The following is a 22,160-nucleotide window of genomic DNA, read 5'->3' on the forward strand; positions in this document are numbered from 1 at the left end:
TTCTGCCGTTGCTTCATCAAGTTGACGTTTTGCTTCAACTAAAGCACTATTATCTGCTTTATTTTGTAGTAATGAAATTGCATGTTGAATTTTCAATGAGACATCATTAATATTATTTGTCACATTTGCAACATCAGTATTTGTTGCTCTATCATTTGATAACACTTCATTAGCTTTTCTTCGAACTGCTTCAATTTCATCATGTAAATGCTGCATTTCATTATTATATGCACTCACACTTGATGGTGTTTTACCATTAGTGTCTCCTTGTGCGTCAAGTTTAGGTAAAGTATTTCTAATACTCGATTTATCTGCATGGGTTCTAATTGGTACATTTACAATTTCTATACTTCCATCTCTATAAGTAATACGTGTTGGTACTGCTTGCGTTGTATCACTCTGTAAATTTGTAGGTAAACTTACTCCTTCGTTTACATTAGCATGATCTTTATTATCTACACTAATTGCATTATTAAGTTCCTCATTACTAACTCTTTCCCCAGGTTCTTTGACTATCTCATGAATGATAACATCATGATGATCAGGTCCCACAACTCCAACAGTATTATGGCTAAAATTATCATCATTTCCAGCAATAGATTCTGTATTAATCAGTACATGTGGTTTTAAAGAATTAGCTTTAAATGTCACTTTACCTGTTATAGAATCAAATATCACATAATCTGGCTGATTATTCATCGACCATCGATTTTGATTATTTTTAGTTACAATTAATTCTCTAGATTGTTCTGCACTATTACCCATTTTTTCAACATAGCTAATTTTAACTTTATCTGTAGGATTTTTTGTTGTTGATGTATTAGCATTGTTTGGAATAACTTCGAACTCACCATTTTGTTTAAATGCAAATGTTGTGTTAGATGGTGTTGCTGGCTTAACTTTATAAGTTGCACTTGTAGCAGCTTCACTTGTCAATTCTCCATTACCTGTCGTTGATTCGGTGTTAATCAATGTATCATTTGGAACTGACATTTTGTCATAAATAATTTCATTACCATCTGGAGAAACTGATAAACCAGGTGTGTTTATAGAATCACTAGCTTTTGCCCATTTGCCTGTATTATTTTTGACAAATGTACCAATAACTTGATTTCCTTTTTTAACAGTAATTCTATCTGGATTTACAATTATATTTCCAGCATTAACGCCTAAGTTTTTACCTACCCCTGGTGAAATGACTACATCACCAACATCATTTTGTGTAACAGTTGCTGGATTTGGAACTGCATTTGTCACTTTAAATATTGCTGGATCAGAAGTAAAGAATACGTGGTTTTGGTTATCTAATACTTCAAATCTCGCTTCTTTTTTAAAAGCTTGATTTGGATGTGCTAAATTTGACCATTGGTCGCTATGAGAAGCTGTGGTGTTTTGAGTCCAAACAAAATGGAAACCATCTGTAGGTAAACCATTCGCATTTTCTAATGCTACATAATTATTAATATTTCCATTTCCTTCAAAACTTGTTCCTACAATCGTACTATACTCTGATTTTTTAAATTTATATTTATATTCATATACTTTTACTGGGACATTATATACGTGATTAATACCGTTATACCTTACTTCAGCAGTTAAGCTTTGAACGCCAGCAATATTATTACTTGGAGCATTATTATTTTTCCAAGTCACTGTAGCCCCATTCATATAATTATTTTCAAATGTCACATAATTTGCTGCGTCATCGCCATAAGTTAACGCGTGACCGACCACATCACGTTGTGGTGCTTTAGCAGTGGCTGGTGCATAAATGGTTACTGGAATAGAAACTGTTCTCGTTTCTCCATTACTCAATGTGACAATGGCGCGTTTAGTTGTAGTACCAATTGTGTTTTTCCATTGATTAGCATTCTGTTCCCATTCTACTCGTATGATATCTGAATTAGATTTAATGTAAGTTCTAGGATTATTTAAATCAATGTTGTCCCCTTTAACAAATTTTAATCCGCCGTCTACCGCTTCAAGTTGTTTTGTTACAGGTGAAGATGCACTTAAATCTGATTCTATTGATTCTGAACGTGTTGAGTTCACAACAGAACCACTATTATTTTGTTCAGTAATCGTTACATGATCAACCGTGATAATTGATTTAGCTTTAATATTACCAAGTGGTAATACTCCTGGAATTGTAATAGACACTGAACCATCACGATTTCTAGTCATAGTTGTATTACTCATTTCTCTACCATCTTCAGTATATAGTTTAACCTGTGCATTATGTGGAACATTATTTACTTTAATAGATTGTCCAGATAAATCAGCTTTATATTTTGTACTTAAAGCATCAATTGAAGGCGTAGTTGGTTTCACTTTAAACAATACATTAACTGGGTCTACTTGACCGTTAGGATATATCACATTAATTGTTTCTGTGAAAACACCTGGACTATTTGATAAAGGTCGTCCAGAACCAGGTGCCCAATCGAAGTTCGTACCCGATGGTAAATAATTTGCAATACCTTCTACAAATGCTCCTACATTAGATGACGAGCCTTCATTTGCAGATAAGAAATTACCATTTATTGTTGTTTGATATACTCTTTTTGGTTTCGCTTTAACTACTCTATAGTGTGCTTCTTTTTCAATGGGTGTTGTTTCACCATCAAATAAGATGTTTGCTCTTAAAATTTGTGGGACACCTACTGTTGTAGAGTTAATATCTGGTCCATTACCAATCCAAGTCACAGTAGCATCTGTCAAAGGTTGATCATTGTTTATAACGAAGAAGTCATTATTATTTGTTCCTTTACCACTTGGGAATGGCTGACCTTGTACTGTAAATAATTCTATTCCTCTGATATTAGGAATGACATGTTTTACTGGTACAGTAATGGATGTTCTTGAATTATCTGCATAAGTGATAGTCACTTCAACATTTGCATTATTACCTGAACGATGAACATTACTAATTTCTCTACTTCTTATTTCATTACTGCCCTCTGTAACGTAATTTCTATTGGTAATTGATTTCGAAATATCTAAACTGTTAAAAATAGCTTGTCTATCTGTCTCAGATAAACTTGCATTGTTACTAATATTCGCTATACGTATTGGATGCGACTCATCAGCAGTTGTCATGACACTATATTTATCTTTTAATGGTTTGATTAATACATTAAATACAGCCGTTGTTTCGTTATCACTACCATCTGTTACTTTAACTTTCACTTGTTTAGACATTGGGGTAGATACATTAGGGGCAACACCACTTAATGTTGAATGATTTAATACATTCATAGGTATTTGACTGTCATTAGGTACAGTAACATTTTTAATACCAAAGTTATCAGTTAATGTAAGTGTATTTCTGAAAGTTTCTCCTGAAAATACAACATGATCATTATAATTATCTAATACAATATTTGGCGTTACTTTATCAGTTGGTACAAATACGATATTAATCACATTGTCTGTTGATGACATTGATTGTCCAAGGCGTTCAATATAGCTTTTTGCACCATAAGGCGTTAAATACAATTGTTGTTTATCTACCGCACCCATAATTCCATTATCAGTACCATTTTGTTTAAGCACTTTATCTAAATGGAAACCAGCAGCGCCATTCATGGCTGGAATATCACCACTCATCACTGTTGAATTGCTGCTTGTATGTCTATAGTCACTGCGTGCAACGGCAGAGTTGCTATATCCAGTATTGCTGTCAACTATGTCTAATACTTGAATAGGTTGACCATCATATGTAAATGGATGTTCTCCATCCGAATATATACTATTCCCTTTAGAATATCCTACAGGTTTAAATCCACGAGCTGAGCCTGATTCTGCTAATATTTTCTCTTGACCTTCTATATGGTTTCTCAACCCTGCATGTTTAGGCGTTGCTCTTAAAAGTGATAATACGTCATTGCCTGTTATTCTTCTTCCAATCGTTGCATCATAACGATAAATTATTGTTTTACCATCTGGAGACCACTCAAATCCACCATCTGTGCTTCTTCCATTAAGTTTTTGACTTGTCCAAGTCACAGTATAATCATTACGTAAATTTATCCATTTTAAGAAATCCATATGATCAAATGTTGAAATGAATTGTTTTGTTAATTCACCTTTAGTCATCGTCACTCTTACACGACTTGGATGATTACTTAAAGGTTCATCGTTTTCAATTCTGATATCACTATCATTTAGATTTAATTGCGGATTAGCAGCTTTAAAGGCATTTCTAACTTGTGTAATTTCATCATTACTTAAATTTTTAGTTGTTGAACGGTAAACACGTTGATTTTCTGCTAATGTATTGACATCAACTACGTTAACTTTAATTGTCAAACGTTCTGAACTATGGTTGTAAGCATTTAATGCATCTACGTTATAAGTATAAACACCTGCATTTAGACGACTCATTGCTTGAGCTGATGGTATTGAACTACCATTAATAGTTGTAAATGCATTATTAGGAATATCTTGTCCATTACTTAATGAGAAATATTTTCTTAAATCAGGTCCAATTGTATACTCTTGACCTTTAGCAATTGTAATAAATGCTTCTTTTGTATTTGAACTACCTGGCTCAGTATATATTGATTTACGTTGTGGTCTATATGTAATCACTTGAGTCGGATCAATGATACGAGTCGAACCATCTTTAAATGTCAAGACTACTCTACCATCATTACCAACCATATACGGGTTAAGTGTACTTAAAAATGATGTCAAACTACTATTTTTAGCTTTAAGCGAGTTAATGATATCATTTCTTTCGCTTTGCGAAATACTATTAGGATTACCCACTGTTTTCAATTCTTGCTGGCTAAATAACTGAACTGGTTTATCATCTGATAACTTTCCAATATGAAGATGATATGGACTTACATTAGTATTATTACCTGCTCTATCATGTGTTACAGGTTGAACAAGAATATCACTGTTCCATGTTGCATTATTAGAAATCGTTCCAGTAATCACTAAAGTACCTGCGTCTCCAGAAGTATCTCTATTAAATACTGCTTGTAAACCACTATTTTCAGTGATAGATGCATCTTCCACACCTGAACCATATGCATTGTCAGAAACAGGAATTGAAATATTAACGTTATCTCCACGATAATATTTATCTTGAAGGCCTCTTACGTCACCAAAAGTTGGCGGTGTAGTATCTAGTCCTACATTAATCGAATTACTAAAGTTGGATTGCACTGGATCTTCATAGTATGTAATTGCTCTAATAACCCCATTATTAGGTAAAGGATTAGTATAATCACTTTCTTCAAATGTCACCGTGCCATCTAAGTTTGCCATCTTTTCTGCGAGTACAGTATAGCCTAAAGGTGATGTGCCAGGACCTGCACCATCTGTACCACCTGAAACTAAACGTACTTTTGCTCTCTCATCTTGTGGTACATGTGTCACTGTAATAGTTGGTTTTTTACCACCTTTTTGTCCTAATTGTGCCGCAAGTGTTGAAATAACTGGCGGATTGGGTTTGGCAATGACTTCAAAGATTTTAGTTTCATTACCAATTCTCGCTGTCATCACATGGCGTCCTGGTGGCAATTGACCAACCAATACTTTATTTTTCTCAAGTTCTGTATTGGGTCTATCTACTGCATCTTCAATTCGTAGAGAGGGTGGATATCCAGAGATTTCCCATACATTTGCAGACTCGTTACTTTTAAATTGAATCCGAATATTTTGATGATAATCCTTACTATTACCATTAGTCACTGTATTAAGCATTTGACCTTCTTGTTGTAAAAAGACAGCATGATGTGCAGCTTGTGATTCAGGTGAATTCTCTTTATTATCGGGTGCATTATCTGAATAGAATCCAATAGATTGTTCTAACTTTGGTTTGACAAATAAATTTACTTTTTTGATTGTTTCACCATTATGGTATGCATCACTTACATTAAACCCAACAAAAATTTCAATTGGTCTTCCTGTTCTCGCAGCCTCTTTTAATTTTTCTTCAGAAAACATTTCATGAATTTCATAAGAGTTAAGCGGATTTACACCAAAATTACCTCTATAACGATCAGTAGGCACTCTAGGGAATAAACCCATTACATGATCACTAGGGTTACTTAGATAACTTGAAACATCTTCAGCATATTCGTGTGTAGCGAAATCGCCATCTAAGTAATGTTTTTTCATTATTCTACGCTCTGGCACATCATAAGCTGATTCAACATGGTCAATATGCAGTACGCGATCGATAACATCTACAATTTTAGTTTTACGATCATTATACTGTTCTAGCGGCTCTAAATATAATTGGTTATAGTTGTTGATTTCATTAAATTCAATCCCTCTACCACCTGCTGCATAATATAATCTATCTTGTGAGCTACCAGACGTTTTAAATTGAATGGTATAACTATCTGTTCCTCTAGCTTGAAATGCATAGATATGATCAATACCTTGATTATGATCTACTTGCCCAGTTAAATAACGATAAATATCGTCTCCAGCTACTTTAATTTTATTTAGAACACCTTCTCTTTCAAAGAATGTAAATGGTTGATTTTCATTACCACGTGCAAAATCCCCTAAATTATAAATATGATTAACTGAATCGTTATAGAACTCACTTCTATTCAAAGGATTTCCTTGTCTGAAATTATATACACTAGAAGTAATACCACCAGCAGAATCCCACATTCTTGATAATGCTTGATCTCTACCGTCTCCAGTACCAGATGATGATGTTTCATGACCATTTACATCTGTGGTAGTAAAACGTACTGGTCCCGTTGGCGTTTGACCTTTAGGTAAACCAAACCAAAATACCATGCCATTACGTTTAATATGATACTTATTAAAATTAATCGTCCATAAATATCCATCATTTTGTCTAATTGATGAAATTTCTGCAATACCTCTAACACTAGATGGACTCATATTTCGATAATGAGAACGTGTAGCGTAATATGGTGCACTTTTATTCGTTGCATGTAAAAACGTTCCTGACCAATAACCGGAACCATCATTTTCATTTTCTACATACCATTCTTTTTTAGCATTATTATACAAATCTGAATTCTTTTTTACTTTTGAGCCAGGTTTTGGTCTAGAGTTATGAACTACTGGCGGTGTATAAGTATTAGCAGTATTGCTAGGGGGTCTCGTCCCACCTTGTCCACGTACAGGACGTCTACTTGATCTTACAGCACGTGCTTCTCTATTTGCTCTTGTACTAATAGTTCTTACTTGTCGTTGTGGCAGTGATTCAATTAATGCATTAGCTTGCTCTAGTTCCTTATACAATTCATTAATTAATGTTTGATTTGAATTATTATTTTCACTAAAGAAATGATTAACTTTATTGAACGTCGCTTTAATTTGAGCAACTTTTGTAGTGTCAGCTTGTTCTCTATCAATTTTTCGATATTCCTCGTAAGAATGGTCATACGCTGCTTGAAGTTTATCACCATCAATTGTTGTTGAAGTCGAAGATACTAGAGTATCATCTGATGCTTCTCTATCTTCGTAACGAGTACGATTACGGTTGTCATGATTATGTCCTTCATTCACCTCGGTTACATTTATATCATCTAATTTATTTAGTTGAGATTTAGCTTCATTGTTTTCTTTTAAATCTGTTGTTGTATGAGATGTATCTTTATTTTCGTTTTGAGATGAAAACGATGTTAAATCATTTGTTAATGTATCTGCATTCTGAACTTTATTTAAAGTTTCATTGTTTCCTTTTTGACTCTCAGATACAGGTGAAGCTTTAGGTTCTGTGTTAGATTGAACTTGCTTGTTACTTGTCTCATTTGAAGTTTGTTCTTGTTCTCTAGCTTTTGCTTGAATCACTTGTCCATCTTTTTGTAGTTGTTCACTGGCGTGTGCTTGAGGTGAACCTAAGAAAATTAATGTCGCAATAACAGTTGAAAAAGCACCGACTGTATATTTGCGGATACTAAACTTCTGTAATTTTTCTCGATAATTCACAGTGATTATTCACTCCTATTCTTGATGTTTATTCTTAGCTGTCTAGGTGTAAATGATGAAACATTTTTATTTAAAAACTATATTATAACTCAATGTTTCACAATCATTTACTATATTGTACTGAACAATAGGTGTATTTGTTCATTTATATATTATCATCATTCATTTTATATGTGTATATTATTTTATGAATATTTTATTAAATAATATATTTAACTTATATACTAGATGCACTTCAAATAATTGTTTTAGAATTTATTTAGCTTATTAAAAATTAAAAATTCACTTATATTTTTTAATCTAGAAGCCATCACCTAGAGATTTTTATTTAGAATATTTACGTAAAGCGTAATCTAGACATAAAATAACGAACTTAAAAGAAATTTAATTTAATCTCATCTATTTTCTTTAATATTTTTTAAACATTCCACCAGATTTTGGCTCGGTAGATTGAAATCCAAACTTCTTATATAATTGATCAGCTGGATAATCTGCAATCAGACTGACATATGTCCCTTTTTCTGCATGATTTTCAATAAATGCCATCACTTGTTTTAAGATTTCTTTCCCAAAACCTTGTCCTTGATAATATGGATGCACAGCAATATCTATAATCTGAAATGCAGTTCCCCCATCTCCAATGACTCTACCCATCCCAATCAATGTTGATTCTTCATAAATAGTAATATTAAAGCATGCATGGGGTAATCCTTTTTGTGCTGCTGTTTCTGATTTAGGACTCATGCCCGCTTTTACTCTTAATTCACAATAATCTTTAACATTTGGCGGATGATTTGAATAATGAATCATTAAGACGTCCTCCTCTTGTAGTCTCTTTATGCTTAATTATAAAAAAAGACACAATAGGTTTAAATCTATTGTGTCTCAAATTATTATTTTAATCTCTTTGTTCTTTTAAAATGGCTTGTCTTAGTAAAAAGAAAAGTAATAATAAGCCAGCAAGCATTCCTGTATGACCGATACCTGCAAATCCAGCAAATGCTTCTGGTGAAAAACTTTTTCCAGTGACTTGGTAAGTACCTTTTGTCAGCATCATTCCCACAGTAACAATAACACCGATATTGTATACAATGAAGAACCAATTAAATAAATAATAACTACTTAACTTAAATACTTTTTCAAGCGGAAGTAAAATTAAAAACATAAACATACCTAATATTAATGTATGTGTGTGAACAAGAGCTAGTTGCGTATCGCCCGTAAAATCATGTGCTTTCGTTAACTCTCTGTAGTAAAATCCACTTACAAGTCCAATAATCATATAGACTAAAAAAGCATATAATAATCTGCGCATAAAAAATCCTCCCTTACTTCAATTATTATAATCGATTATCTTCGTCTTTAAAGTGACAAAATTTTGTAATCAAATCATGTTACGAAAAAATGACCTCTAGCAAGCACTAGAAGTCACTTTATTATATGTCTTATTTATTTCTTGCATGTTTAAATAATGCAACTAAAGATAAAATAATGGCAACAAGTGAAATAATCCACAATGCGATAGAACCACCTGAAGATGATTGACTTCTTTCATCTTTTTTAGCGTTGTCTTCTTTAACAGTTACAACATTTGCATTTTTTTCCACTTCCAATGTTGGAGCAGGATGTTCACTATTCGCTTTACCCGTCCATTTTACCTTATCTTTATTATCGTATGTCTGCACAGCTTTAAATGAATATGTGCCTTCTTCTTTAGGACTTTCTACAAGAAGTGGGAATTCGATAAATTCATTAGGACCAATGCCTTTATCTTTCGCTTTCCAGGTGATTTTTGTGATATTACCTTTTTTGTCTTTATCTAAACTATATTTATACCCTTCTACGGGTTGAATATTTGACACTTGTACTTCTTTTGGAATATCTAATTCGATTTTTTCAGTATGATCTTTTTGTTCAACAGGTACTCGAACATCCACTTTTTCATAAGATCCAGGTTCAACTGCTTTTGGATTTATCGTCACATGTGCATCAGCATATTTAAATAAACCTAGTGAAAAGAAGAACACTAAACCTGAAGCAAATAATTTTTTAAACATATTTTACAATCTCCTTTTATGGAATATTAATTTGACTCATAATAACACCAACAAGTATTAAAATAATACCAATAGAAACTTCTACGATTAAAGAGACTTTATTAATTCTATAACGTTTGTTTAAGGCGCGCGTTGTTTGCATAAAGCCTAAAGCCATCATCATTAATGTTCCTACGATTTTAATTATTAATAATATTGTCCACGTTTGCATATTAGACCATATTGATAAAATTTTAGTTTCATCAATCGACATTAATATACCAGTAATAATGATAACTGCAACAGCAGCTCCATTCACTTTAAATAAGATTTCTCGCAATAAATCAACTGCATCTCGTTTTTTAGTAAATACTGAAGAAAACAAATAAATTAATGCGCCTAGCCATAAACTGATACCAGCTAAGTGTAATGTTCTAAGTATAATTGACCAAACAGGTGCACTTTGAGACCAAGCATGTCCTGACATACTTAAAGCTAAAATCATAATTATCGAAATAGCCCAATACCATGTTCGTTCCATATTTCTTAATACAAATAATCCACTTAAAATAATTAAAGCAACAGCGCTCAGTATATATGGGAATTGAATTAAGACACTTGGATTAAATGTTAAAACTGAATCCAAAATATCAGATGATAGAGTCATCAGATAAAGTACAAGTGACATAATATATGCCATCATCATGATCAATGATACAGCGACATGTCTAGGGAAAATATCAAATGTTGATAAATTATTTCTACGTGCAATACCGTTTAACCAATATAAACCAACTAAAATAATTGTTGCGCCTTCAGCGATATATCTAAACACACCAAACCAAAATGCAGGCGTTTCATATGCAACAGGAGTAGTATCTACACCATTGGCTGTTTTTTTACCAACTGAAAATTCAAATTGATCACTAATTTCATGACCATCAGCAGATACAGTATGCCATTTAATTTGTTGTGTACCTTCTTTTAATTGCTTGCCTGAGAAAGATAAAGTATCTGAATGTCCTATTGTACTCGGTTTAACATCAGCAACTTTCTTTCCTTTATCATTATATATTGTTATCCCTGAATATTCGGCATTTACTGGCTCATTAAATGTTAATTCGATTGTATCTGGTTGTTTTGATACGATACCGTTTTGTGCTGGGGTTGTTTTTTCTAAAGTAGCGTGCGCAGAAGCTATTTTTGTCATACTCGGCACGAATAAAAATAGGAACATCATCAATAACGCTATAGCTACTTTAGAACTTCGCTTTAAAATGACCATTGACGTCCTCCTATAAAAATACTCATTTAACAATAATAAAGTAATATAACTTATTTAACAATAATTATTATCATATGTCATCGTTTATATAAATTTAAAGCGAGCTAAATAAGAAATCTCCTCCCTTATAGCTCGCTTTAATATCAAATTATTTTATTCTTCTACTAACACTTGAGTGTCCACAGTTAACTTGTGTTTTAAACATATACAATAAACATTGCTAATAGTGAACAAAGTGTTTCAGCGATTAATAATGACCATACAACCCCTGTTAAACCAAACAACGCATTTAATATAAATAGTACTAGGATAATGTTTCGTTTCATATGCTAACACACTAACTCAATATTAATAATTATATTCTATTTGTGCCTATCTCATTTAGTTAGATATCTAAATAATATAATACACCTTTTTTCAAATAATCAACTGCTTTTTATTCATATTTTTTTAAATAAAAAACTCTCAACATAGTTAATTAAGCTATGTTGAGGTTGGCTATTATGAAGGTACTTCAGTACGTTTTGTACTATGTTTTCTAACGATTGCTGAAACTAAACTTGAAATGCCCCCAAATAAAATAAATCCTACCATCATCCAGATTGTTGAATTCATCTCGATACCATGATTCATATAGATAATTTCACGTAAAGTATTTGTATAATGTGTAAATGGGTCAATGTTATAAATCCATCCTTGATATCCTTTAGGAAGCATTTCTTTTGGTAAAGTAACAAGTTGCATACTAAAGAACATTAAAATAACAAAGATTGGAATAGCTTTCATGCCTAACCAAACCATAACACCTAAAATTAAACCAATAAATCCTAAAATTGAAATGGTTAAGAATAGTGCGACACGATTTGTATGATTAAAATCAAATCCTAACACACTTTGCATGAAGTACACGTACGCAAAACTTGCAACAAATGCTGTAATCATAGCTAAAAGCATTTGTCCAAATGAAGCAATCATTCTATGTTGAATTTTGAAATTATTACTTGTTCTGAAAGCAAAGAATAATAATACTGATGTTACAAGTGAACTCATCCAAACTGGCATAAACATTAGGAATGGAGCATTGCCTCCACCTTGATGATCTTTTACTTTATTAATTTCTTTTGTATCTATTTTTACAGGATTTGTAATGCCTGCGATATCTGCTGCATTAACTTGTACGTTTTGTTTTTCTAATGTATGAAGACTTTGATTTGTAATTTGCTTATTTAAGTTATCTCCCATACCTTTTAAAACATTACTTGTAATCGTAGCAGCTTGCATATTTGCCCCTTTATTTACTACAGTTTTAAAAGTCGCTTTCTTAACATCAACGTTTTGATTTCCCATTTTTTGTTTCGTTTGTTGAATGGCTGCTGGAGGAATTTCTCCAGATGCTACTTTTTCTTTCATTTCTGCTTTTTTACTATCTATCATGACTTTTTGCGTTTTACTCATTGCATTTTTTGAAAAATTTTTATTAAAAATAGCTGCGCCGTAATATTCATGATCATTAAGCCCTTTTTTTATATCTGATTCTTTATCTACTTTAATCCATTTAACAGTATCAGAATCACTATCCATTAATTTATCTTCAATTGTTTTACCAATATTTACTTTATTACCTTGGATATCTATACCTTTGTCATTATTTACTACTGCAATCGGTATTTGTTTTGGTTTTGGGTTGAATGCAGGATAAAATGCTAAAGAGAATATCACTAATAATAAAATAGCTGCAATTGGTGCGAACCATAGTAATTTACTTTTAAAAATATTCATTTCTACTTACCTCCCTTTATTTATTGAACAAAGCGTTGAATATTTAATACGTTGTAAATTATAATGAGGTTATCACTTCAATACAATAATCAATAATGATCATATCGTTAATTAATGAACATTATGACTAATATTGTTAATTAATTATAAAGGATTGATGCAGAATGAAAGAAGATCGGAGAGTTCGTAAGACGAGGTCAGCAATTAAGTCTTCATTTATCGAATTATTAAATGAAAAGGAATTAGAAAAAATTACAATTCAAGATATTGCAGATCGTGCAGATATTAATAGAGGTACCTTTTATTTACATTATGAAGATAAATATTTATTATTGTCAGATATGGAAGATGAATTTATTTCTCAAATGACGTTCTTAAATCATCTTCATAATATTATGGGAAAAGATCCAGAAGATACTGCTAAAAATTTTATTAATATTATTTTAAAAAATATGCTTCAACATATTTCAGATAATATTACTTTTTATCAAACGATCTTACAATTAGATAGGAAATCAAAACTTGAAGCAAAAATTTATTCCTTAATCGGAGAAAATATGCAAAAATATATTAGTACAAATCATGAGATTGAAGGTATACCAGAAAAATATTTTCATAGTTATGTTGCTGGTGCAGCAATATCTACTGTTAAATTTTGGGTGAATGATCCCCACCGTCTTTCAGTTGAAGATTTAACCAATCATATTTTTAAAATGATTTATAATGGACCTTTAAGAATCATGGTTCAGCATCAATATAAAACTTTAAATATTGACACAGCGAAATAAAGACTAAGAAAGGAACTATCGATTATGTTGACTGCATATAAACACTCAACTACTAATGAAATAGTTGAAACAAATATAAACCAATCTGCATCATGGATAAATGTTGTCGAACCTGATAGAGAAGAAATTGAGCAATTAATTGAACAGTACAATCTGCCAGAAGATTTTATTCGTGATCCTCTTGATGCAGATGAAAGTGCACGTATTGAATATGATGAAGATACTGGCTATTCTCTTATTATTGTCGACTTGCCTATTGTAAGTTCTACGAATCGTCATGTTCTCTCATTTGTTACCATTCCTCTAGGTATTGTGATTGGAAATGGTGTGATTTTTACAATTTGTGATGCTGAAAATGAATTTCTTGAAAATTATTCAAGACAAGATAACGTAAATTTAAAATTTCATAGTCGCTTTGCTTTAGATATTTTACTTACGATTTCAAATCACTATAACAGAAATTTGCGTCTTTTAAATAAATCAAGAATCCGTATTGAAAGAGATTTGAAAAATAGTATTACGAATAAACAACTTTATCGTTTAATGGAAGTAGAAAAAAGTTTGGTTTACTTTTTAGCAGCTTTAAAAGGGAATGATACGATTATTAAAAAATTATTCCGTTTGCCTGCAATTAAACGTTTTGAAGAAGATGAGGATTTATTAGAAGACTTAGTCATTGAAAATAACCAAGCGATTGAAACAACTGAATTATACACAGGTATTTTAGAAAGTATCACGTCATCGTATTCTTCATTACTTTCAAATGAAATGAACAATATTATGAAGACATTAACGCTTTTTACGGTATTACTAACACTACCTACACTTGTCTTTAGTTTCTTTGGTATGAACGTTCCATTACCTATTGATGATAAGAGTTACGTTTCGTGGCTGGTTATTGTAGGAATCTCTTTGATATTAGTCACTATTGTAAGTATTTTCTTATGGCGTAAGCAAAAACTTTAATAAAAAAGTAACCCTTGCAATATATCGCAAGAGTTACTTTTTTATTCTGCTGCAGCTTTGTAAGCTTTTCTTCGTGATAAAACTAAAGTGACAATCACGGCAATTATAAACGCAATAAACATACCTATGAAATAATGAAGCCAACCAGCATGAGCTGGGTTAATTGAAATAAATCCAGGTAATCCTGCAGTACCTAAAGCAATGGCTTTAACTTTGAAAAACGAAATGTAGGCTGAGCCTATAGCTGAACCTGTTATTGCACCAATAAATGGATATCTTAATTTTAAGTTAACTCCAAATAAAGCGGGTTCAGTAATACCTAAAAGAGCTGAGATACCAGCTGCTGAAGCCACACCTTTAAGTTTCTTATTATTTTTAATAATTAAGAAAGCAGCAAGCGCTGCCCCACCTTGTGCTACATTTGACATTGTAGCGATTGGGAAAATAAATGATCCACCTGTTTTTGCTTGATCTGCAATTAAAGTTGTTTCTACTGCAATAAAACTATGGTGCATACCAGTAATCACAATTGGAGCATAAAATAATCCAAAGATAAATCCACCAATTGCACCTCCAAATTCATATAACCATGTTAAACCATCTGATAACCAATAACCAAGCTGTCTAGTGATAGGTCCTACAAATAAGAAAGTTAAGAATGCTGTACTCAATATTGCAAGTAAAGGCGTTAATAAATTATCCAATACAGTAGGAATGATTTTACGTAATCCTTTTTCAATAGTTGCTAAGATATAGGCTGCCACAAGCATAGGTAACACTTGTCCTTGATATCCAACTTGATTAATATGTAATCCAAATAAATCCCAATGTGGAATAGCCTTACCCGCTTCAACTGCTTTAGGAAAATCATATGCACTCATTAATGAAGGATGTACTAAAATCATTCCTAACGCTGCACCTAAAAATGGATTGCCGCCGAATCGTTTCGCTGCACTAAAGCCAATTAAAATAGGTAATAGTGTAAACGGTGCATTAGCAAAAACATTAATCATATCTGCTAATCCAGCGAATTGACTATGAACATCTATAAATGATTTATGATGATAGAATAAATCTGGCGCTGTAAGTAGATTATTAATACCCATTAATAATCCACCGGCAACGATGGCTGGTATAATTGGTACGAATATATCTGACAACATCTTAACAAAACGTTGTAAAGGATTCATATGCTTCGACGATTTGTCTTTTACATCAGCAGTTGTTGATGGCTCTTTTCCTGTTATTTTTTCTAACTCTGCAAATACTTTATTGACTGTTCCTGAGCCGATAATAATTTGATATTGTCCTCCTGTAGAAAAGGTTCCTTTAACTACATCCATTTCAGATAACTTTTTTTCATCTATAATACTTTCATCTTTTAATACAAGTCTTAATCTTGTGGCACAATGGGCCATAGCATCTAAGTTATCTTCTCCGCCTATCGCTTCTAATATATCTTCAGCCGATTTCTTATAGCTCATTCTACTAACCTCCTATATATGAAACTCATTTTAATATTCATTATATAATTGTAATCGGTTCCAAAAAACAAAGCAATATCTTATAAATATTTTATATAATTAATTTTAATTTATATTTTAATTTAATTAAAAGGTGAAAGTAAAATAAAATTCAATGTCTCACTTCTACAATTTAACCTCACTTTGTGTTGGATATTAGTTTCTTTATGAACATCTTTGTACTAGAGCGCCTCTACTAGAGTTTAAAACTTGATCTACTGTATTTTCAATTTAATTACTACTTGCTAATACATCAAAAAACCTGGGACAACGCATGTTGTCCCAGGTTTTTTTAATACTAATTCTGACATTCTTAACTTTGAATATGTTTCGTGATGTTTAATTAAGTAAAAGTATATTTAGATGTTATGATGTAAAATTGTTACACATTAAATAGAAATTTTTGGGGAGTTATAATGATTCTAAATATAATAGTTAGCTACTGTTAATACCTTTTATATTTGCATGCATCTTTTATTCTAAGTTGCTTACTCTACGGAGTGATGTCATTTTCTCTATTTAAAATACCGTAATCGTTCGTTTCATTAAACTATTGTATATCGGTTGCTAATGCTCTAAGATGTTGTGTCTTGATATACATTTAAATAGTGATTTTAAATATATGGGACTCATATCAAATATATAAGTAAATTCATTCTTGATGCTATATATTCAAATGATGTTGTATCGTGATGTATGTACAGAATTAGTCATTTTTAATTTCAAGTGAATCATTGTTTAATAGCTTATATCTCTTCACTCAAAATCTATATTTATTATGCATTTAAATTCGTTTCATTGACCTACTAAAAATTTTCAATAGTCTCATGCGACATTCTAAAAAAAATAATAATATTGTGCATCTATAAAATTGTTAACGTTTTCACTTAAAAATAAACGAAATTTTTTTATTTTTAACTATTAATATCTCTTTTATTTTCATATATAATAACTCTTATTATTCAAACAGACCTAAATCCCCGCTTACAAATACTATACTAGATGAGGAGACTTATTTATGAGCAGTACTCTTTTTTTACATGAAAATATTACTTCTATGCCTAGGAGAAACATCAACCATGTGCTTATATTATTTTCTTTAACTAATGAATTAGAAATGACAATCAATGGAAAGTATCACCCATTATCAAATCATATTGCAATCATTAATCAAGGTGATTTATATCAAATTAATAAAGGAAGAAATCTGATTGAGCTCAAAATACCAATGGCTTACTTTTATCTTGAAGACGCTGCTTTTTTTAATTGCCACTTTGATGCACATCTCTTACAATCAAGTCATTTTATCAAATCAATCATTTTAAATAATATAGAACATATGTACAACACATCTCATCATGATGACAAAGTTATTCCAAAGATCATACAAACTTTTTATAAAGAAGCAGTTATTAGACATCCTCATATATATATTCCAAAGATTCCTGTTGAACAGCACATCTTAATTAATATACTTACATTCATTCATGATCACATCACTTCCAATATTTCTCTACAAGATATTGCAGCACATGTACTTATTTCTGAGTCATATTGTTCAAATTTATTTGTACGTATATTGAATATTAATTTTAAAGATTATTATACAAGTTTGAAAATTAATCATGCTATTAGATTACTCATTTGTACAAATGACTCTATTACAAGTATTTCTGAACAATCCGGTTTTAGTAGTCATACCAATTTTACTAATCAATTTAAAAATTATCTTAATTTAAGTCCAAAACAATTTCGTTCTCAACTGAATCATTCTGATCCTATATCTGCGATACGACTGAAGAGTGACATTGAACCTAAGCATTTTGAATTAATCTCTCAGTTTGAAACAACTGAACAATTATCAACCGAAACAACTATCATTGATCTTGAGCAATTAGAAGCCTTTCAACATACTCAATCTTCAAAGGCATTTATTCATTTTAAAAATATTAATGAATTATTCCAGTTTGTTTTTAATGATCATTATGATATCGATTTATCTTATTTACCTAAACCAGCCATTTTGATTAATGATATGAGTGATATGAATCAACATTCAATTAACGGAAACTTACTCAATCGCTGCTTCGAAAAATTATTTGAAAAAAATATCAGTTTAGCTGTCATTATCAAAAATAAATCTGAGTTCACTACTTTTTACGATTTAATTATGACGTTTCTAGAAAATAATCAAGATTATAAATGGAATAAAAAAAGTGTACGATTTATGCTCGTATTTGATACCAAGTCAATGACTATCCAAGATATTCATCTATCATATTTAAAACTTAGAAACAAAAATCGTTCGATTAAATATGGTGTTTTAGTGGAAGGATTATTACATCAGTACGAAAAGTTACAAGAAGTCTATGATACAATGAAGCGTCTTAATTTTGATTACTATTTTGTTGACATTGAAAATATTGATACGAAAAATATATTAATTGAATACCAACGCGGATTTACTCATGCAAATACTCATTTCGAAAACTACGTTCATTTTATAAAGAATTCTAATATACCTTCGACCCAATTTGTCTATAGTAGCTTATCATTACGTTGCTTTAAGTATACAAATGACGGTAGGCATCCACTTCAACTAGCAGATTTAGTTTGTCATTTAACGGCGCTATTAAAATATGGAGGTGGTATTTGCTATCACCTTTTTGAAGATGATCCGATGTTTATTGCATTATTTAATCGACATGGGAGTTTACTTCCAATTATGCATCTTTATCAATTTATTGCAGCATTTATCGATGTGCCTATCCATATTTCAAATAATTACTTAATGAGTCAAAAAGATGGAAATTATCATTTTATCTTATTTAATAAAATTAATGATCGCTATTTGTCTGACAGTAAACAGCATTATCAAATACTAAATAAATTAAACGAAAACAGCTTAATCATCGCAAATACATTAAATAAAGAACATGGGACGATTCATCAATTAATGTCTCAAGATAATTTACCTGTATACATTGAAAAAAGTATTATTCATCAGTTAGATAGATGCAATCAACCTAAAACAGAACTATTTATACAAGAAGAAACCAATCATCCATTTAACATAACGTTGCATCATGATGAAGTGAAATATATTTATATCAAATCTGTTTAAATTTAATTTTAAAAGGATATAAATACAATAAGGAGATGATTAGTTTGGACAAACAAAAAGTGACTCAAGCGATTGAGAAAGTTTTAAATACTTCTAAAATTGGCGTATTATCAACTGCATATAATAATAAACCGAATAGCAGATATATGGTGTTCTATAACGATGGTCTTAATTTATATACAAAAACAAGCAATGAAAGTTCTAAAGTAAAAGAAATTCAAAGTAATCCAGAAGCATATATTTTACTAGGATATAATGAAACAACAAATAATAGTTTTGTTGAAATAGAAGCAAGTATTGACATTGTAGAAGATCAGAAAGTCATTGATTGGTTGTGGGAAACACAAGACAAAACATTCTTCGATTCTAAAGAGGATTCTAATTTATGTGTGTTAAAAATAAATCCAAAAACGATTACTTTAATGAATGATGATGATATTGATACACCAATCACAATTGATCTTTAATTTGATTGTTAATAAGAGTAGATAGAATGTATCATGAATTCTATCTACTTTTTTTTGCTTATTTATAATGCTTCATTTATATTAGTTGAAGTACAATTGAATTTTTGTGAAACTTTTATTGCAATTTAATTCTATTTTTTGTATAAATAAATTAATATATTTAAGGAGAGTCTTAATGAAGAACAAAAAAGGTTTAGGGTTAGGAATTTTTTTAATTGCAATTATGTTAATTGTTAGCATTATTTTAGTCATTGTAATGCTAAATGGTCAGCAAAAAGAATCCTACTATGGCTATATGAAAGATAGTCACACTATTGATAAAATGGTAAATGAACAAACTGAAAAAGTAGAGAAAAATGTTAAATTACCTTCTAACACTAATGTAAAAGTAAAAAAAGGCGATTTTGTCTTTTTAGTAAAAGAAAAAGGTTCTGATTCATTTTCTAGAGTATCAAAAGTAAATCATGATGAAGTGCCACATGGTCTCATGATGAAAATTCATGAAATGCATGATATGAAAGGCATGTAACTTTTGATATATTAGGCAGTATAAAGAGCGAGATAACATTCATTTAAAATCAGTTATCTCGCTTTTTCTTTTTGAATAAAAAAGCATCGCTTATCCAAGCGACGCTAAAAATGTCAGATTTCTTTTTTTAAATTGATTCTAGATATTTCTTACCTTTTTCTTTATCATAAACATGTTCCCATTTAGAGATAACTACTGTAGATAATGCATTACCAATAACGTTCACACATGTACGAACCATGTCTAACAAACGATCTACACCGATAATTAACGCAAGACCTTGAGCTGGTAAGCCCATTGCCCCCAATGTTGTTAATAACACTACGATAGATACTCCTGGCACACCTGCCATACCTTTAGATGCAACCATTAATGTCACCATTAAAATGATTTGTTCAGATAATGATAAGTGAATACCATACATTTGAGCAACAAATAAAGCGGCGATAGATTGATATAAGGCTGATCCGTCTAAATTAAACGAATATCCAATTGGTATAACAAAAGAAGTCACTTCTTTTGGTGAACCAAATTTCTCCATTTTATTCATCATTACTGGTAACACTGCTTCAGAACTTGAAGTAGAGAATGCAAGTAATAATTCATCTTTAAGTATTTTAATGATTGAGAAAATACTAATTCCACAAATTCTTGCTACAATACCCAAAACAACAATAATGAAGAAAATCATCGCAAACACAACTACTAAAACAAGTTTAGCTAATGGAATTAAAGCTGAAGCACCGAATGTCATAACAGTTGTACAAATAAATGCAAATACACCAATTGGTGCTAATTTTAAGATTTTATTAATCATCCAAAATACGGCTTCTAATGTACCGTTTAAGAAACCTTTAACTGGTTCAGCTTTTTCTCCAATCGCAGCTAATCCCAAACCAAAGAATACTGCGAAGAAAATAATTGGCAATAACTCACCCTTAGTTAAAGCTTCAAAAATATTAGTTGGTATAATATTTACGATTGTATCAATAAAGTGGTTACCGTATGTAGATTGTTCTGCGGCAGACGCAGTTGATTGATATTTAGTAATATCGCCTTTAGGTAACTTATCAGGATCTAATCCAATTCCTGGTTTAAAAATATTACCAATAATTAAACCTAAACCGATGGCGATGGTTGTAATAATTTCGAAATAAAGAATTGATTTCCATCCATAGCTTCCTATTTTTTTCGAATCCCCTAAATTCGAAATAGATAAAGCAAGTGAACAGAATACAATTGGGATGATGATCATTTTGATTAAATTTAAGAAAACGTCACCGAAAGGTTTAATATAATTTGCAACACCTGTTTGTCCAAATAATAATAAACCAATTACTACACCTAGCACTAATGCAATTAATACTTGCATAGGTAGGCTAACTTTTCTCTTGAACAGAGTCACGTTGAAACCCCCTTCTTCTGACATCGCTTAATTATATCAAATTATTCAAAATTCGGATATAACAAATTAAAAACTATTAAATAATATACATATTTAATTTGGCAAAAATAATTAATTAAAAACAGAAAAGTGAGAATATTTTTAGAATATAGATGTTGGAATTCAATCACTATCTTTAACCTTCTCAATGTAAGAGCGGTTTATAAATGAATGACATTACTCTAAAATCTTTTTTAACTAACTCGTTTACCTTTACCATTTAACAAAAAATTTCATTTAAAAAAGAGGCTGGGACATAAAGTATCTAGATAAGTGAAAAA

General features: G+C 31.0%; 13 protein-coding genes and 1 pseudogene. 5 read left to right on the forward strand and 9 right to left on the reverse strand.

The features are described 5' to 3' along the window. The 7 genes and pseudogenes from ebh to HMPREF2561_RS08630 all read right to left on the reverse strand — a co-directional run. On the reverse strand, positions 1–7,938 hold a 7,938-nt coding region (ebh, locus tag HMPREF2561_RS08605; protein WP_070468683.1), incomplete at its 3' end, for a hyperosmolarity resistance protein Ebh. A 408-nt stretch (positions 7,939–8,346) separates the two neighbouring features. After that, positions 8,347–8,748 (reverse strand): GNAT family N-acetyltransferase, encoded by a 402-nt coding sequence (locus tag HMPREF2561_RS08610; protein ID WP_049382383.1) that lies wholly within the window; start codon positions 8,746–8,748, stop codon positions 8,347–8,349. Positions 8,749–8,836: 88 nt separating this feature from the next. Continuing rightward, on the reverse strand, positions 8,837–9,253 hold the full coding sequence (locus tag HMPREF2561_RS08615; protein WP_019834838.1) for a DUF2871 domain-containing protein: 417 nt from the start codon (positions 9,251–9,253) through the stop codon (positions 8,837–8,839). Between the two features lie 130 nt (positions 9,254–9,383). After that, positions 9,384–9,995, reverse strand: coding sequence for a YcnI family protein (locus HMPREF2561_RS08620; protein ID WP_049415232.1), 612 nt, complete (start codon positions 9,993–9,995; stop codon positions 9,384–9,386). A 16-nt stretch (positions 9,996–10,011) separates the two neighbouring features. Beyond that, the gene (locus HMPREF2561_RS08625; RefSeq protein ID WP_002454920.1) at positions 10,012–11,259 is read right to left on the reverse strand and encodes a copper resistance CopC/CopD family protein; all 1,248 of its coding nucleotides are present in this window, start codon (positions 11,257–11,259) and stop codon (positions 10,012–10,014) included. A gap of 153 nt (positions 11,260–11,412) precedes the next feature. Next, positions 11,413–11,573, reverse strand: a pseudogene (locus tag HMPREF2561_RS10635) (MATE family efflux transporter); the annotation flags it as partial. Between the two features lie 187 nt (positions 11,574–11,760). Further along, positions 11,761–13,038, reverse strand: coding sequence for a YhgE/Pip domain-containing protein (locus HMPREF2561_RS08630; RefSeq protein ID WP_070468686.1), 1,278 nt, complete (start codon positions 13,036–13,038; stop codon positions 11,761–11,763). A 164-nt stretch (positions 13,039–13,202) separates the two neighbouring features. Between HMPREF2561_RS08630 and HMPREF2561_RS08635 the strand changes: the two genes are divergently transcribed. Both HMPREF2561_RS08635 and HMPREF2561_RS08640 read left to right on the forward strand, forming a co-directional pair. Continuing rightward, complete coding sequence (locus HMPREF2561_RS08635; RefSeq protein ID WP_070468688.1) at positions 13,203–13,826, forward strand: TetR/AcrR family transcriptional regulator; 624 nt, start codon at positions 13,203–13,205, stop codon at positions 13,824–13,826. A 24-nt stretch (positions 13,827–13,850) separates the two neighbouring features. Then, entirely contained in the window at positions 13,851–14,792 is a 942-nt protein-coding gene (locus tag HMPREF2561_RS08640; RefSeq protein ID WP_002454917.1) for a magnesium transporter CorA family protein, read from the forward strand. A 41-nt stretch (positions 14,793–14,833) separates the two neighbouring features. Here HMPREF2561_RS08640 and HMPREF2561_RS08645 read toward each other — a convergent pair whose 3' ends face one another. Further along, a complete protein-coding gene (locus tag HMPREF2561_RS08645) occupies positions 14,834–16,276 on the reverse strand; it encodes a sucrose-specific PTS transporter subunit IIBC (RefSeq protein WP_049414355.1) in 1,443 nt (480 codons plus the stop codon). Positions 16,277–17,333: 1,057 nt separating this feature from the next. Here HMPREF2561_RS08645 and rsp point away from each other — a divergent pair. From rsp to HMPREF2561_RS08660, 3 genes are all read left to right on the forward strand, one after another. Then, a complete protein-coding gene (rsp, locus tag HMPREF2561_RS08650; RefSeq protein WP_049415241.1) occupies positions 17,334–19,439 on the forward strand; it encodes an AraC family transcriptional regulator Rsp in 2,106 nt (701 codons plus the stop codon). Positions 19,440–19,483: 44 nt separating this feature from the next. Continuing rightward, positions 19,484–19,906, forward strand: a complete 423-nt coding sequence (locus HMPREF2561_RS08655; protein ID WP_002488735.1) for a pyridoxamine 5'-phosphate oxidase family protein — start codon at positions 19,484–19,486, stop codon at positions 19,904–19,906. A gap of 175 nt (positions 19,907–20,081) precedes the next feature. Beyond that, entirely contained in the window at positions 20,082–20,435 is a 354-nt protein-coding gene (locus HMPREF2561_RS08660; RefSeq protein ID WP_002488761.1) for a DUF4889 domain-containing protein, read from the forward strand. A 127-nt stretch (positions 20,436–20,562) separates the two neighbouring features. On the opposite strand, the gene HMPREF2561_RS08665 is transcribed toward HMPREF2561_RS08660, so the two are convergent. Next, a complete protein-coding gene (locus HMPREF2561_RS08665) occupies positions 20,563–21,840 on the reverse strand; it encodes a cation:dicarboxylate symporter family transporter (RefSeq protein WP_017174953.1) in 1,278 nt (425 codons plus the stop codon). Positions 21,841–22,160: the final 320 nt, after the last annotated feature.

The organism is Staphylococcus sp. HMSC069E10 (assembly GCF_001809205.1).
Lineage (GTDB): Bacteria > Bacillota > Bacilli > Staphylococcales > Staphylococcaceae > Staphylococcus > Staphylococcus hominis.